The organism is Psychrobacter sp. APC 3281 (genome assembly GCF_030407815.1).
Taxonomy (GTDB): Bacteria; Pseudomonadota; Gammaproteobacteria; order Pseudomonadales; family Moraxellaceae; genus Psychrobacter.
In genome coordinates this window covers 25,006-41,150 of the sequence record NZ_JASDCS010000009.1, presented here as the reverse complement: position 1 = coordinate 41,150, position 16,145 = coordinate 25,006, and the positions used below count along the sequence as shown (strand labels likewise).

Annotated in this window: 10 protein-coding genes; 9 read left to right on the top strand and 1 reads right to left on the bottom strand. The window is 37.4% G+C overall.

The annotated features are described in order from the left end of the window. The first annotated feature begins 45 nt into the window (after positions 1-45). From QL886_RS09215 to QL886_RS09205, 3 genes are all read left to right on the top strand, one after another. A complete protein-coding gene (locus QL886_RS09215; RefSeq protein ID WP_290178485.1) occupies positions 46-3,006 on the top strand; it encodes a type III restriction-modification system endonuclease in 2,961 nt (986 codons plus the stop codon). Positions 3,007-3,121: 115 nt separating this feature from the next. Continuing rightward, entirely contained in the window at positions 3,122-4,528 is a 1,407-nt protein-coding gene (locus QL886_RS09210) for an SIR2 family protein (RefSeq protein ID WP_290178484.1), read from the top strand. Then, positions 4,528-6,657: a DUF87 domain-containing protein gene (locus QL886_RS09205; protein WP_290178482.1), complete on the top strand. Its 2,130-nt coding sequence runs from the start codon at positions 4,528-4,530 to the stop codon at positions 6,655-6,657. Before QL886_RS09210 ends, QL886_RS09205 begins: the two co-directional genes overlap by 1 nt. 15 nt (positions 6,658-6,672) lie before the next feature. Here QL886_RS09205 and QL886_RS09200 read toward each other — a convergent pair whose 3' ends face one another. After that, positions 6,673-6,882 carry a helix-turn-helix transcriptional regulator gene (locus QL886_RS09200; RefSeq protein ID WP_290178481.1) on the bottom strand — a complete coding sequence of 70 codons (210 nt, stop codon included), beginning with the start codon at positions 6,880-6,882 and terminating at the stop codon, positions 6,673-6,675. A gap of 84 nt (positions 6,883-6,966) precedes the next feature. Here QL886_RS09200 and QL886_RS09195 point away from each other — a divergent pair, with 84 nt between their 5' ends. The 6 genes from QL886_RS09195 (at position 6,967) to QL886_RS09170 (ending at position 16,052) form a co-directional block, all read left to right on the top strand. Further along, the gene (locus QL886_RS09195; RefSeq protein WP_290178480.1) at positions 6,967-8,250 is read left to right on the top strand and encodes a hypothetical protein; all 1,284 of its coding nucleotides are present in this window, start codon (positions 6,967-6,969) and stop codon (positions 8,248-8,250) included. Positions 8,251-8,530: 280 nt separating this feature from the next. Beyond that, a complete protein-coding gene (locus QL886_RS09190; protein ID WP_290178479.1) occupies positions 8,531-12,421 on the top strand; it encodes an ATP-binding protein in 3,891 nt (1,296 codons plus the stop codon). Then, positions 12,421-13,041, top strand: a complete 621-nt coding sequence (locus tag QL886_RS09185) for a hypothetical protein (protein WP_290178478.1) — start codon at positions 12,421-12,423, stop codon at positions 13,039-13,041. Before QL886_RS09190 ends, QL886_RS09185 begins: the two co-directional genes overlap by 1 nt. After that, entirely contained in the window at positions 13,038-14,345 is a 1,308-nt protein-coding gene (locus tag QL886_RS09180) for a hypothetical protein (protein WP_290178477.1), read from the top strand. Before QL886_RS09185 ends, QL886_RS09180 begins: the two co-directional genes overlap by 4 nt. Beyond that, entirely contained in the window at positions 14,336-15,247 is a 912-nt protein-coding gene (locus QL886_RS09175) for a DUF2399 domain-containing protein (RefSeq protein WP_290178476.1), read from the top strand. Before QL886_RS09180 ends, QL886_RS09175 begins: the two co-directional genes overlap by 10 nt. Before the next feature lie 106 nt (positions 15,248-15,353). After that, positions 15,354-16,052, top strand: a complete 699-nt coding sequence (locus QL886_RS09170; RefSeq protein WP_201608394.1) for a hypothetical protein — start codon at positions 15,354-15,356, stop codon at positions 16,050-16,052. Positions 16,053-16,145: the final 93 nt, after the last annotated feature.

Sequence of the window (16,145 nt, the reverse complement as noted above, 5' to 3'; positions counted from 1 at the left end):
TTTTGATAGCTATTTTCTTTTTCAACTTCATAGACGAGAGTGACCATGGCAGGCTTTAACTTTGAACCAAATCTACCTCACCAAGAAAAGGCGATTACTGCGTTAATAAAGTCATTTTTGAACGTAGAATTTCATCCTTCCAGTGACTATATCATCAGCCAGTATATCAATCCTAAGATTAGCTTTAACGCTAGCGTACTAGCTAGTGATATCAAGCAAACTCAACAAGAGAACGGTATATTTGGCACAGACAAGCACAGTGATGACCTTGTGTTTGATATCTCAATGGAGACAGGGACAGGTAAGACTTATACCTATACCAAAACCATGTATGAGCTTAACAAAATCTATGAGCTGTTTAAGTTTATCGTCGTCGTGCCTACTCTTTCTATTAAAGCTGGTACGGTAAACTTCCTAAAGAGTGATGCTTTGCGTGAGCACTTTCGTCATGATTTTCAAGGTGAATATCATGATAAGCAAATTGTCACTTACGTGGTTGAAAGCAAAAAAAGTAAGAAAGGCAAAAGATCCTATATGCCAGAGTCTGTGACTCAGTTTGTGAATGCCAGTCACGGTGATAAGAGCAAAATTCACGTTTTGGTGATTAATCAAGGCATGATTAATTCGCCTACTATTCAAGAAGAAAGGTTTGATCGAGCACTGCTTGGAGAGAAGTATGATAGAGCAATCGATGCTTTAGCAGGTATTAACCCTGTCGTTATCATAGACGAACCACATAAATTTCCACAGACGGGTAAAACGTGGAAAAGCATATCAAACTTAGAAGCACAGTTCACGCTACGCTATGGTGCAACTTTCAATAATGAATATAAAAACCTCATTTACCATCTAACTGCTGTTGATGCCTTTAACCAAGACCTAGTCAAAGGAGTTACCGCCTATGTTGAAACCTTATCAGGTAATGACAACGCTAAACTCACTTTAAAGTCATTAGATGGTAAAGAAGCTGAGTTTGAGCTTAGCGAGAATGGTACCAAGACTCGCCATATACTTGGCAATAATGACTCACTTTCAAGTATCCATTCAGCGATACATAGTTTAAATATCGAAAAACTAAACAAAACTACTTTGGTTCTTAGTAACGGTATTGAGCTTAAAAAGGACGAGAGTATTAATCCTTACTCTTATCATGAGTCGCTTCAAGACAGTATGATTCAAAAGGCTATCAAAGAGCACTTTAAACTGGAGCGGGAGCTGCTTACTCGTAGTCCTCGTATTAAACCATTAACTTTGTTCTTTATTGATGATATTGAGGGTTATAGAGACGGTAATGAGCTCGCTGGCAGTTTAAAAACACAATTTGAGACTTGGGTACTGGCAATAGCTAAGTCCTCTCTTACCAAAGAAACAGATCCATTTTATAAACAGTATTTACAGCGTACTATTGAAGACATCAGTCTAACCCATGGAGGCTATTTTTCAAAAGATAACACGGGTAACGACGAGAAAATTGAAGCTGAGATTAACGAAATTTTGCATGACAAAGAAAGTTTATTGTCACTGGATAATCCAAGACGCTTTATTTTCTCTAAATGGACACTACGCGAAGGGTGGGATAATCCAAACGTCTTTCAAATTTGTAAGCTCCGTTCAAGTGGTAGTACGACCTCTAAATTACAGGAAGTTGGTCGAGGGCTACGTCTCCCTGTCAATGAACACATGGCGAGAGAGAAGACTGATGATTTTCGCTTAAACTATTATGTCGACTTTACGGAAAAGGATTTTGTAGAGGAGCTGACCCGAGAGATTAATCAGACCTCTGCTTCAGAAGTAGTGCCAGAGGAGCTAAGCAATGAGTTAGTTGAGCAAATCAAAAATCATTATGAAGTGAGTAAAAGAGAGCTCAGTAATCAACTTTATGACCAAAATTTAATTGATGATGATGAGAAATTCTTGGAGGGTGGTTATCAAGCCCTTAAAGACCTCTATCCTGATGCCTTTGGTAAAGCACTTAAAAAAGGCAAAATTGAGAATAAGTCTAAAGAGGACACTAAATCTAAAACCAAAGTTAGACTCGGTAAGTATGAAGAACTTAAGGAGCTATGGGAGCTGATTAACCAGCGCGCTATTTTAGAATATCAGTTTGAAGATGAGGGTAATTTTTATGAAAAGCTACTTATGGACTATCTCAAGCAAGAAATTACCGCTAATAACTTCAGTAAGACTGGACTCGTAACAAAGGTATCGAAGCTTCATATCTACAATAACCAAGCTGGTTATCAGAGTATATATGACGATGAGGAAGACTTCGCAAAAATCAGCACAATGAGTTACGGCAGTTTCTTACGTCAGTTATCTGAAAAGACGTATATAAAACTGCCCACCTTACATAAAGCGTTCGTTACTCTCAGACATCTAAAAGACAAAGGTGAACAGGGTCTAGATATTAATGACTACTTGAACATCCAAACTATCCGTAAGTTTACTGACGGGATAAAACTCTATTTGTTCCAAAATGCTATGCAGAAGTTTGAAATAGGCTATAACATCATATCTAATCAAGTTCATCCTACCAGCTATACAGATTCAACTGGCTCACCTTTACTCGAGTTAAAATCAGGTCAGCTAGGTATTCATTATGATAATGGTAAGCCCGATGATGCTTATCTTTTCGAAGATGTCTTCTATGATTCGCCTTTAGAAAAGCAGAATATAAAAGAGGAAATAAAGCATGTGACGGTATTTAGTAAGATTCCCCGAAATTCAATCAGAATACCAATAGCTGGGGGCGGCACTTACTCACCTGACTTTGCTTATGTTGTTGAGACTGATAAAGGTCAAACGCTAAATTTAATTATTGAGACTAAAGATACCAGCTCATCTGATAATCTGAGAGCAGAGGAAAGCCGTAAGATAAAGCATGCTGAGAAGTTGTTTAATCAGATGGAAGCAGACGGGCTTAGTGTGAGTTTTAGTACCCAGTTTCAAGATGACCTGGTAAAAGATATTGTTAATAAGGCGTTAGAGAATGATAGGTCTTCATAGCATAACAATAGCATTTAAGGATATTGTAGCTTGAATCGCTCTTTATGGATAATGGCATTAGATATTATGTGATTTCATATCTTCAGTGTTACCAATTTAAGCAAAAAGGATTTTTATGTCTAATTACCCAAATATAATTAAAGTAAGAGATGATCATGAACCTACGTTTTTTGGAGTAACTAGTATTACGGAAGATGATCCCGATATTAAAAATAATAAAGAAATGAAGTTCACGTCTGACCCAAATTCAAACCCTGCTTGGTTAAACGGCTCTGAAAGCTTTAGTCATCGAGACCTAAGATCTCGTATAGAACCTTGGCTTACTGCTTTATTTCAATCTGAACATCTTTCATTGCTTGCAGGTGCAGGTATTACTCATGCTATTCACTATATTGCAGCTGATGAACCTGCGGCAGGAATGGTTAAATTAGATTTAAATACGCATGGTAAAGAAATTGATGAAACGGCTAGTGAGTCATCTAAAGCTGCTGGGCGTAGAGAAGGTAATATTGAAGACCAGTTACGTGTGGCTAATGAGTTACTTAGAGGTTTAGAAATACTTAACAAACCCGAAGCTTCATTGTTAAGAAGTGAGCTTGAGTCTGGGTTAAAAGAATTTGCTGAAGCAATATTAACCAGCGAACGAAATATAGCCAAGTCTAGTGAAAAAAATCGGGAATTAGCATTTAATACTCTTGTCACTTTCTTAATGAGTTTTGCGAGTAGAACTGGGGTTCGCGACCGTTTAAATATATTTACCACTAATTATGACCGATTGATTGAGACTGGAGCAGAAATTGCTGGTATTCATTTAATCGATCGTTTTATTGGCAATATATCTCCTATATTTAGATCATCTAGATTAGATATAGATTTACATTATAATCCGCCTGGAATACGTGGTGAACCGAGATATTTAGAAGGAGTAGTGAGATTTTCAAAGCTACATGGTTCTATTGACTGGCTACAATATGGTGATGATATCAGAAGAGTGGGGCTTCCGTTTGGAGCCTCGTCTTTAACGCCGTATCTTGATGTAGCTGGGTATCCCGATACAACAGCGCATAAAATGATGGTCTTTCCTAATGCAGCAAAAGATCAGGAAACTGCAAATTATCCATATATTGAACTATTTCGTGATTTAGCATCAGCCGTTTGTCGTCCGAATAGCACATTAGTGACATATGGTTATAGCTTTGGGGACGAACATATAAATCGTGTAATGAGAGATATGTTAACTATACCATCCACTCATCTCGTTATTATTTCATTTAATGATCCTTTAGGCCGAATCATGAAGCTATATGATGAATGGGGTCGTCACTCACAAATTAGTTTGCTAATAGGTCCCGAACTAGCTGATATAACAAATTTAACTCAGTATTATCTACCAAAAGCAGCCATTGATAAAACTACTTCTCGCATGACAGAACTTCTTAAACAACGGTTGCCAAATGTAAAAGAAGAAAAGCCTTCAGACATTGAGTTAGATTCAATTGGACCAGTTATAGGGATTTCGTAATGTCAATATCTCCAGTTGCTTACGCAGAGTCATTAAGGGTTGGTACTGTTGATTTTGTATCTCCAGATCAAATCAAGGTACTTATTGATATTGACGCTCCAGATGGAACAGCTTTGAATACTGGTACGCCTCGCCCATTTCCAAGAGTTAACGGGTATCTGCTTATTCCAAGTGATTCAGGCTATCTTGTAGGTCAAGTAGAATGGATAACAATTGAACGCTCACAATACCCCAAGAGACGGGGGCTGCAGGATTTTGGTCTTATAGACTTACCTTATCCTCTAAGAAAAATGAGTTTAAACCCTTTAGGATGTTTGATTTTTGACGAAACAGATAGTTGTGGTAATGAACATTATAAATTCGTACGTGGTGTAAAAGGTTATCCAAGTGTTGGTGTGCCTGTACTGCTGCCTACCAAAAGCCAGCTCAGAGACATCATTGAATCAGGAGCAAATAGACGAGTTTTGATAGGTACAAGCCCTCTAGCTAATGATGCGAAAGTAATGATTGATCCTGATAGATTGTTTGGTAGACATTTAGCGGTGTTAGGTAATACAGGCAGTGGTAAGTCTTGTTCTGTAGCTGGTTTAATTCGCTGGTCACTTGATGCTGCTAAAAAGGCTAGGACTGACGGTGGTGAACCTAATGCAAGGTTTATTGTATTAGATCCTAATGGTGAGTATGCAAAAACCTTCGAGGACTTGACCACAGCTAAGATTTTTAAAGTTGACGCTTCTATATCAGACTCTACTGAAAGCAGCATAGAAGAAAATACGTCAGAGGCTTTAGAAGTACCATTGTGGTTCTGGAATAGTGCCGAATGGTGTGCATTTACTCAAGCGAGTGCAAAGACACAGCGTCCAACTTTAATACAATCCCTACGAAATGTCCGAGAGGGTGTTTTCCAAGAAGGTTTAACTACTAGTCAGGAAATGCGTAGACATTTAAAGATTTTGTTAAATATCACACATATAGAGATGCACTCTAGTGGACCTTATACAAAGTTTCCATATCCAAAGAATTTTCTTGAGATGATCAAGAAATGGAGGGACGGCTTAAGCCCTCTTAATGAATTTAGTGAAGAGCAAAGTGAGTCTTTAAATGAAGTAATTATTAAAATTAATAGTTTTGAGCAATCTAGAAGTGGAAATTATCCAATATGGCAGTTTACTAGACCCGAAATAATTGAGTTTTATGGGTTTCTAAAAAAAGCACATTCAAGCTTTGGAGGACAAGATACTGACGTTTTACCAATAGATGCGGATATCCCTAGAAAGTTTGAGGGTAATCAGCTTATCAAAAGTCTTGAGGCAAATGCTGAGCTTTTGAAAGTAACAGATCATGTTGAGACTCTACTAATGAGAGTACGTTCAATTCTTTCGGATACTCGAATGAAGTCTATTTCGAGCGATTCGAATATAGAACTGCATGAATGGCTAGAGAAATACATCGGAGATAACAAAGCCTCAAACGGTTCAGTGACGGTTATAGACTTATCCTTAGTGCCTGCTGATATTATTCATGTTTTAACGGCTGTTATTGCTCGGATAACGTTAGAGTCTTTACAGAGATATCGCAAACTAAATGACGGAAAAACACTACCGACAGTGTTAGTCATGGAAGAGGCGCATACATTCGTCAAACGTTACAAAGATGATAATGAGTATCATGGCTCTGCGGAAGTATGTTGCAAGGTGTTTGAAAAGATCGCTCGTGAGGGACGAAAGTTTGGGCTAGGCATGGTTTTGTCATCACAGAGACCAAGCGAACTATCCCCTACTGTATTATCTCAATGTAATAGTTTTCTCTTACACCGAATAAGTAATGAAAGAGATCAAGAATTGGTACACAAGCTTGTTCCTGATAACTTAAGAGGTTTGTTGCGAGATTTACCAGGGTTGCCTTCAAGAAATGCGTTTTTGCTAGGATGGGCTTCTGAGCTACCAGTTTTAGTTGAAATGAATCATTTACCAGAAGGTCATCGCCCAAAATCAAATGATCCAGATTATTGGGACGTATGGACAGGTAAAAATTCTAAAGGTGAAGACATACAAAGAGATGTTGATTGGAAGCAAATTACCGATGATTGGCAGCAGTTAGTAAATAATGTTGAAAATGACGATAACTAGGATGATCTCGGACTATTAAACTAGATCATTTATGTCAACTCCTAAAGCCTCACAGATCTCATAGACCTTTTTGAGCGTGATGTTCTTCTCACCACGCTCAATATTTCCCATATAGCTTCTATCGATTCCTGCTAGTTCAGCCAGTTTTTCCTGAGATATTCCTTTATTTCTTCGTACCTCACGAACACGCTTTCCAAAAGCTATCATGCGCTCATCTGTCGTCATCTCATTAACCACTGCTAAAAATAGCAATACTCACAGTGGTCAGCTATAATATCCACGGGATATAGTCGGTATTGAGAGATAAGTATGAAAACTAAATTAGAGTATCAGTCAGATATTACAGAAACTAATAAGCTTATCTGTGAGAGGTACTGGCTAAGAGAAGGCGGTAAAAGAAGTGGTTTTATATATACCTGTAGAGAGATAGGTCAAGAGTTTGGCTCTAAGCATCAAGATATACCTAATATCGTTAAGGCAAATGCTCACCTAATCGTACTAGATTGCCAGTGTGTAGACTGCGGTAAACCTAAGGTTTGCCATACTCGTTCACAGCTGGTTCACTTAAAACCTGATAGTTGGCAATGTGACGAGTGTTGGAACGTTTTTCTAGAAAGAAGAGAGCAAGAACATCTAAAGTACTGTCTTGAGCAAGAGCGTTTAAAAGAAGAGCAAAGACAAGCAACTCTCGAACATATTAATAACTATAGAGGCATTCAATTAGCTGAGGTCCCGTCAGTAACTGATCTTAATGAAGTAGATAGGCTTTTACTTGCTGCCACTATAGACAGCCTAGGAACAGAAAATCTAAAAACAACGATCTCTCTACGTAATAATCTATCATTAGCTTTGTCACCATTCTTTGGGTTGGATGAACATATACTCCATCATCTTTTCAAATTGAACCTACTCCTATTAGCTCCTGAAGAGAGCTATGACTACGTTAATGTTAATAGTAAACGAGCACTAGAAATTGATTATCATCAGGTAAATTTTGAGTTTGCTTATGGTAATGACGATCTCACTAAAGCAATGTTGGATGCTAAATCTAAGAAGAATATCAGTTCCTTAGTAGCTAATCCTCAGTTTGAAAGTTGGTGCCAGCAAATACAGCTAGGAGAATGTTTGAGCTACTTAATTACTAGGTCAAAGATAAATGACTTGGCACCGTCTATTGGTGACAAGCTCGTAAGCTTACTTAGAGTTTGTTTAGCTGAATGTTCTGTATCTGTTATGCACTATATAATCTATAAAGCGGTTGAAAGTGCTGCTGCCTTCGTGCAAAAACCGAATATTACTAGAAAGCATGCATCAAACTCTATTTCAGGTAATATCGAACGGGTTTTCAGTAAGATATCTAGTGGTAGTTGGTATCCTAACAAGTCTTATCGTGACGCTAGTCACCCCCAGTCTGCTATGGCAAAGGTATTTTTTGATTACGTGTTTGGGATAGAGGATTGCGGTTTTCATTACACTCTCGATGAGCTGTTTAACCCTTACAAACCGCAGCAGGCTATTGAACAAGTGGGTTATGCCACTCTAGGAAGCGCTCAAAGTACTAACTACTCAATCACAATCAATGATTTGAAGTAGTGTAAAACACAAAGAACCAAATCTAGTATGAGGAACTTATACTAAGGCCAAATACTAAGTGTATTTGGCTTTTTTAATAACTCTAATAATAAACTAGAAAGTAAGGCGACAACAGTTGTCGTATATTGTTGAGTTATTAATAAGAGCTGATGCCTAAAGCACTTAATAATACGATAATATTGATATGATTATGGTCACTCATAATAAAAGTGAAATGAAGTAGACTGAAATAACTCAAGAATTTAAAACTTGGTTTTATATATCATAGAAAGGATTAAAGATGCTGAAAACGGATGAAGCCTTAGGCATAGCAAACGAAGACAATACGAAACCAGTTATAAAAGATATCAATAAGCTTCTACGTGTCGCATTAATCAACAGTTACCCTAAAGGTCAAAGCCACCTCATTGAAGTTGGTGATAACACAATCATTACGGGGCGCAATAGCGCAGGCAAAACCACCCTGATGGGAGCAGTCATTCCTTTTTTTGGCACTAGATTGAGTGAGGTTTCTAAAAAGAATGAAGCGGTTAAAAGCTTTATTGACTTTTATATTCCTTATGATGACAGCTACTTGGTTTATGAATACAGAAGACAGGGCGAAAAAAAATGCGTGATCCTCAGGCGGAGCAGTGAGGGGCAACAAATTTTCAACTTTATCAATGCTGGATACAATGAAACCTGGTTTGTCACAAAAGATGCTACCAATCAGCGAAGGTTTAGGCAGTTTGAAGAAGTTAAAAGCACAATCGAATCTCAAGGTTTTAACGTCTCAAATAATATCAAGCAACTGGCTTACGAGGCCATCATATCTAATTGTCCTAATAGGCGCTTAAAAGCCTCTATTCGTTCATCCAAGGCTCTACAAACCATCAATGAGCTTCGTCCTGATTACTCACTGGCTGTCGGTAGAGGTAGTTTCTACGGGTTTTCCTTAATCGCTAGCAATATTCTAAAAAGTAAAATTGAGTTTGATCAAATATGTGAGTTTTTGGTTGAAGCAATGAAGACAGAAAATAAAGTTCAGAATAATGAGATTTCTATAGACTCACAAGGGGTTGATACCAATAAGTGGCTTTCAGATCGTAACTCATGGAATGAGGTTGAGCAACTTAGAAGTAAGTTTAACGAACTAGGCCAATATGTTGAGCAAAATGCTTCTAATCAAAATACCCTATCGATAACAGTTAAGACGCTCAGAGGCTTAGTCAAAGCCTTTGATATAAAGATTGTAGAAAATAAAACCATTGAAGATGATCTCAAATTAAAAGTTGAAGCTATAGAGCAAGCAATTACCCAGATTAAAATTGCTTGGGATAAAGAAAAAGGCCAATTGCAGAATGAAGTAGATGATCTGAGCTCTAAGATAATAAAGCTTAAAAGAGCGAAACGAGATTTTGAAGAGGGTGTACCTGGGCATCATCAACCATTGGCCATATTACAAAATATGATTAGAGAGATCCCGTCACTTGAAGAGCAAATAAAGCACGAGAATGAGCGACTCAAAACTCTACGCAAAGACGAGATGGATGCTACTAAAATCATCGAAAACATCAAAGAGCAACTTGCTAAAGACTTAAAGCAAATAGAGTCTAAAAAAAATGGTTTAGTTTCTCAACAAGCGTTAATGCTACAGCAGATTAAAACGGGTTACTACGAGTCTCTTTCAAACCTAGGTGATGATAAGGCTGCTAAGCTTAGCCTTATTAAAAAAGAGTACGAAATCAAGTCTAGTGCCATCAAGGAAAAACATACCCAGCTTATTATCGATAAGAATAACCTGGAATCAGAGTTAAAAAATATTAAATGTAGCCTCGAGCTTGCCAAGGAAATGGAGAGCTTAAAGCTCAATTTAGACAATGCTAAAACTCGACTTAATCAGGACATAAAAAATCAAAGAACAGCTGAAAAATATCTAGATGAGACCAGTAAGGAGTATGAAAAACTACAAAGAGAGCATGAACGCTTATTAAACGATATCGCTGATAAGACCTCTGATATTGATGACCTATATGCTTTGCTCAAAGATGACACATTACTCAGTTTCCTATTGAGAAATGAAGCCGATGAAGTACTTTCGCCTTTGATAAATCAGATACGAAAAAGTATCGACCCATCCCTATTCAACCGCTCTGACCTATCACCACAGTGGCTTGCACCTAAAGAATTAGACAACGAGACTCTGTATGGGCTGTATCTTGATACATCAAAAATAGACACTACTAATAATCCTAAAAAACTACTTACCCTTGAAAGTATTACTGAGCACAGACTTGTGTTAGAGGATGAGATATTAGAACGTAGAACTAATATCTCATCACTCGAAAAAACAATTCATCAAGCCAAGATTACTAAGAAAAAAGCCAATGAGGATGTCTATAAGGCAAATACCAATGTGGTTAACACTGAAAAAGATATCGAAAATAAACAAGCGACGCAAAAACAGCTAGAAATAAGAGCTGAAAACGAAATTGAAGAAGCTAAGAGTAAGATTGAGAACCAATTAAACGAAATTAATAACCAAATTAATAACCAAATATCAGCTTCCGAAACTGTTGATACCCAGATGAACATCTCTGAGCAGGAGATAGTAAGCCGTCACAAATTGGCTATTGAACAACTAGAAGAAGATAAGAAAAAAAGAGAACAGGTGGTAGAGCAACAATACGTTGAAGAAATTGAAGGCTTGAAGCTTGAAGCTGATCAGTCTCAAGAGCGTCATGATAGGGCTATTGATGAAAATGGCTACGATGATAACGTTATAGCCCAAACTATAGCCAAAGTGCAGCACCTATCCACAAAGTTAGATGTTGCTGAAAAAGCCAAAATACGCGTTAAGCACTATTACGAGTTTATTGATGAAGAATATCGAGATTTACCTATGCTGTTTGAAAAACGCAATGGTCTATCAATTGAGCTAGTAGATAAACAAGCGGCTTTTGATAAAGCTCTGATATCTAAGCAGGAAGATGTCAAATCCCTTGATGAGAGAGCCAAGGATATTAATGGTCGAATTGATAGAGCACAAATCGACCTAATAAGCATTAAAGAAAGTCTAGGCAATGCCAATAACGCTTTTGATAAAGCTTTGGTTGTGGATCATACCTTGCAGCCTAAATATACGGGACATTCTTTGCAAGACTTGCATAATGCAAGCTTAGCAGTCTTGAACGATGCCAAATCTTTGGTTCGCGACACTAAAAAGAATATGGAAAAAGGTATTTATGCACTAAAGGCCATAAGAAAGCCCTTTACCGCCAATGGGTCTATGTTTGAGAGCTTAATGTCTGACAGTATCTTACTCAGTATACCTGATCAGGAAAACTGGTACATACAAGCTAAAAAGTTTAGCGACTACCTACACAATGAGCATGAAATTAAAAAAGATACACTCATTGGCCAGTATCGAGTCACCGCTCACCAAGTTAGAGAATTTAAATCAAAGCTAGATGATGCTCATAATAGCTTGAGTAATTTTTCGAAGCGTATTAATACTAAATGCAAAGAGGTTTGTGAAAAACTAGAAGCTTTAGCCATTGAGGAGCTTCATATAGCTATAAGTTCGGGAATCAAAGAAAATAGATGGTATTCCACCTTGGCTGACTTCACTGATGCACATCAAAGATGGGCTAATGAGGACATCCATGACACAACGCGTATGCCTAATCAGGAACTGCTGTCCAAATTACAACTCGTGCAAGACTATATTGGTCAAAACCAGATGAACATCAAACTGTCAGAGCAGTTTAGTTTCAGTCTAAGAATCAAACAGGTCGGCGGTGAAATCAAGGAAACCAAAAGAGCAAAGGTATTTAAAGATATGGGGTCAAACGGCACCATGCGTATTGCTCAGCTAATCATTTATATCTCTTTGCTCTCAGTTATATCAACCACATCGAGCGATGAGGTCGAGCTGAAATTCTTTATTGATGAAATTGGCGTGTTAGATCCGCAAAATACTCGTGAGTTATTAAACTTGCTACAAAAACTTGGTATATCAGCAATGTGCGCTGCTCCTGAGAATCCAGATGACGAGGTTGTCCCATTATTCGCTAATAATATTGCCTGCCATCACAATAAAACCAGAAATATGTACTCAATCTCTCAAACGGATGATATGTATATGTTGACTCAGGATTCAGAACTTGAGGAATTTGGAGTGTTTTCCTAATGAAAGAGCATGAAATACTCAGATTGTTAATGAACAATAAATTTATATGCTCTGTGAGTTATCCAGAGGCGTATAGGCATCTAAGAGATAATAAAGTAGCCTATGATCGTATGGTGTCTCAGCTACAACCATTTGGGGTCAGTCTAGTCACCTTCAGTGATGGAGAGGTTTATGCTGGTTTAAATAATATACCTAGTGACTCTGACAGAAGAGCCGTGGTTAAACAGTTTAATGAAATTTATCATGACATAGCGCCTATAGTAGAAATGATTGCTTGCCTATCAACAGCCGATGAGGGCAATGTATTAACTGTTGGTGAAAATCTAAACCAAACAGAGCTGGTTTTAGAAGCAAATAATAACAAGCATTTTGCAAGTATGCTAAACGAGGTTTCTGAGATCACAGGCGCTTCTAAAAAGCCCAATGACGAAAAGGTAGCCGCTCTTTTAGAAAGACTCCAGAAGCACGAAATACTGAAGTTGGTTGAGCCCAATAAAAAGATTTATCGAGCAACAGGAAAAATCGGCTATATATATGATGTATTTGATTATATTGCTGACAATATATTAGATGAGCCCACTGAAGAGATTTTTGCTGAGCAGCAAGGGCTTAAGTTATGAGTAAAGTCAGCCTCAGGTTATCGGAAGAAATAATCAGAACACTTGGTAGGGCTATAACTGATAAAGCTGATTTGATTTATCAAGCCTACTCCCCTAATGGCTGCTATGAGTTGGTCAACGATAAACATAAACAGTATCAGATACTACAAGACAGTGGTGTTATCAGTATCAATCCTAATAACATTACCCTAGGCTCAAACTTTACAGCAATCTTAAAGAATCTGGATAGAAAGTCTCGTAATGCAAATATTGCTCCTGATATTGAACTGTCTAAACATCAGATCAGTAATGAGGTTGCCTTAGCACAAATACAGTCAGATTCGTTTGAAGATGAAAGTGAAGAAATGCTGCATTTGGCTAATATACGAGATATCTGCATCTCCATCGCTGAATATCTTGGGCGTGAGATGGCTGATATTGAGTATGTCATCAACTCTGATCTAAACAACACATCAAACGTTAAGGTAAAGAGACAGATTCTCGAGGGTTTAAATAAAAAGATCAAACTTCAACTCGAAAAAATAGAGATATTAAGTCGCGATGAACTCCGCAAACTACACGGCGAGTATACGCCAGCGGCAGCTATACTTAATGAGTATTTAGCAGACTCTATTTCTAGATTCAATATTGAAATGGGCGTTCACTTACAAAAAATACTGATATTAATTGATAAGTTAAAAAAAGAGCAAGATAAGAAAGGCAGGAGGCTTTGGCTATTACGCAAGGCTTTAAGAAACAATCAACTTGTTCCTGAAAAGATAGATATTGAGTATAACGATATTGTGGATAAAGGCTTAGCTTTTGGTGGTATGACTTTGGCTGGTACTTTGCACAATATTGAAACTTTAGATGACAGCGAATTTCTTTTCTCTGTGGTAAGTAAAATTAGCGCTAGAAAGCCCAAACGCAAGAGTGATAATTTATACAAGGGTGAGTATGAGGAGTTTGACCGAGAACATAAGAAACCACTACCCTCCCCTGAAAAATTGCTTGTTATGCAGTATATGGCAGATAATTGCGACATGCCTTTTACTAAGGCCTTATCTGTCAGGGAGTACTGGGATTTGGCAGGTTTGAAGCGCAAGATACGTTACAAAGCCTTTTTAGCCTTGTTCTTAAAAGTAGCAAAGAGTGATTTTATCAACGACAAGATTATCAAATCTAAAGGTCAATTTAACTATAAAGTTTATTTAAAATCACTAAACCTTTCTTATACTTGTGACACACGCTATGTCATCGATGCTAAATATATAAAGTTTAATAGAAACGAAGAATCGCCATCAAAGGACCAGATATGGAAGTAGACCTAGAAAAATCCTTGAATAAAGCGGGTAAACTTGATTACTTGAAGGAGAAGATGATACTGGGGGTGAAATTCGCTACCTATCGAAGCCCTGATAATATCCTTGTATTATTGGTATCTTTTGACCCCAGTATTGGCTACACAGAAAATGGAAAAGTGATCATTAATATGGGTGGCTGGGGCCGTATTAGAGAGATCGTAAAAGCTCAAACAGGGATAGACCTACTCAGACACAATTTAAATGAGCTAAAAAGTAAAGACCGTGTAGATAACACAGCCATCACAACTAACGATAAATTATTAAGTAAAGCACCTACCAAAGGCTTTCTTGAGTGTCGTCTACTAGGTAGTGAAGAACATATTATTAATGTATCAAACAACTACACGCATAAGCAAACTCAAGAGAATGCCTATTTAGGTGTGGAAATTAACGACCTCATTGATTGGAATATCGATAACATTATAATCATAGAGAATTTTAACGCATTTTGTAGATTTAATGAGCAGCATGCCAAGCTAGTAAAAGGGTTGACTGGCGCAGTAACTGTGCTTGCCTATCGAGGTCATAACAATAAAAATATAACTTCTATATTGAAAGCTTTAGCTCAAAAAGACTGTAAACGCTATATCTTCGCTGACTATGACTTGGCTGGTCTGAAAATAGCTGAATCGATGTCAAAAACCCTCAAAGCTCACGGATATATACTACCTAACAAACCTTGGATGCAGACTGAAAAATATATCGAGATGAGCGTTAAAGAGAATCGTAAGAAACAGTCGTCTATTCAAACAAGTTTACCCAGCTTGACACCCTACTTTGAGCATATTCGTGATAAATATTTAGCTGTACCTCAAGAGACGCTTATGGCAAGAAAAATTCCATTGAAGATTATCGACATTTAAGCTAATTCATATGAATATGTAGAAATGATTTTCTACTGAGGTCTAAGTTAGTCCTAGTATAATTCTTAATTTTTCCATTCAACTAATAATATATAAGGTAGAGATAATGCTAGAAGTTGATTTTTTTGAGCAAAGTGGTGTTTACTTCCGAATAATTGGTAACTACTTCCTACTAGGCGATGGGTCAAGTGGTCATATTAGATATCTAAAAGAATCAGTAGAAGAGCTTTGCGAAGTAGTTCATCTTAAAACTGAAATAGATTGGGTGCCTATAGATAAATACTTGGAAGATAACAAAGAAAGTTACGGAGAGTTTGAAAACTGGAACAAAATAGCATCTGAGCTACCTGAGGACGTCTGGAGTGCTGTGCATTGGGCATTAGTATTAATTGAACAGCGAAAAGGGACGGTTGAGTTGTCTAAATCCTCAAAAGCTGAAGTTCGGCGAATGGTAGCTCATGCGGGTTATCGATTAAGTTATCTCGCTAATGATAAAGATGATAGTGTGCGTAGAGAAGTTGCTGAACAAGGGTATAATTTATCAGGCTTTATAAAAGACAGCTCTTGTTATGTGAGAGAAGCTGTTGCTGAACAGGGTCATGGTCTAGATGTATTATATAAAGACAAAATAACTGCTGTTAGAGTAGCTGTAGCAAGGCAAGGTTATAGGCCAGATGTAATGATCGATGACAAGTCGCCTTATGTTAGAGCGGAAGTAGCTAAGCAGGGATATAGAATTGATAAGTTATCGAATGATAATAGTAAAATTGTTCAACGAGCGATTAAAGAATATGAGATGAATTAAGATAGAACCCATATAGACATAGGTGATATAAAACCCCAAAAAGTGCTTAAAACATTAGTTATTCAGCTAAGATAAATGATTTGAATATAGTAT

Bases quoted from the DNA above. Each gene is read 5' to 3' on its own strand.
- QL886_RS09210 (WP_290178484.1), top strand. From the start codon at position 3,122: ATGTCTAATTACCCAAATATAATTAAAGTAAGAGATGATCATGAACCT.
- QL886_RS09190 (WP_290178479.1), top strand. From the start codon at position 8,531: ATGCTGAAAACGGATGAAGCCTTAGGCATAGCAAACGAAGACAATACG.
- QL886_RS09175 (WP_290178476.1), top strand. From the start codon at position 14,336: ATGGAAGTAGACCTAGAAAAATCCTTGAATAAAGCGGGTAAACTTGAT.
- QL886_RS09185 (WP_290178478.1), top strand. From the start codon at position 12,421: ATGAAAGAGCATGAAATACTCAGATTGTTAATGAACAATAAATTTATA.
- QL886_RS09170 (WP_201608394.1), top strand. From the start codon at position 15,354: ATGCTAGAAGTTGATTTTTTTGAGCAAAGTGGTGTTTACTTCCGAATA.
- QL886_RS09195 (WP_290178480.1), top strand. From the start codon at position 6,967: ATGAAAACTAAATTAGAGTATCAGTCAGATATTACAGAAACTAATAAG.
- QL886_RS09180 (WP_290178477.1), top strand. From the start codon at position 13,038: ATGAGTAAAGTCAGCCTCAGGTTATCGGAAGAAATAATCAGAACACTT.
- QL886_RS09205 (WP_290178482.1), top strand. From the start codon at position 4,528: ATGTCAATATCTCCAGTTGCTTACGCAGAGTCATTAAGGGTTGGTACT.
- QL886_RS09215 (WP_290178485.1), top strand. From the start codon at position 46: ATGGCAGGCTTTAACTTTGAACCAAATCTACCTCACCAAGAAAAGGCG.
- QL886_RS09200 (WP_290178481.1), bottom strand. From the start codon at position 6,882: ATGACGACAGATGAGCGCATGATAGCTTTTGGAAAGCGTGTTCGTGAG.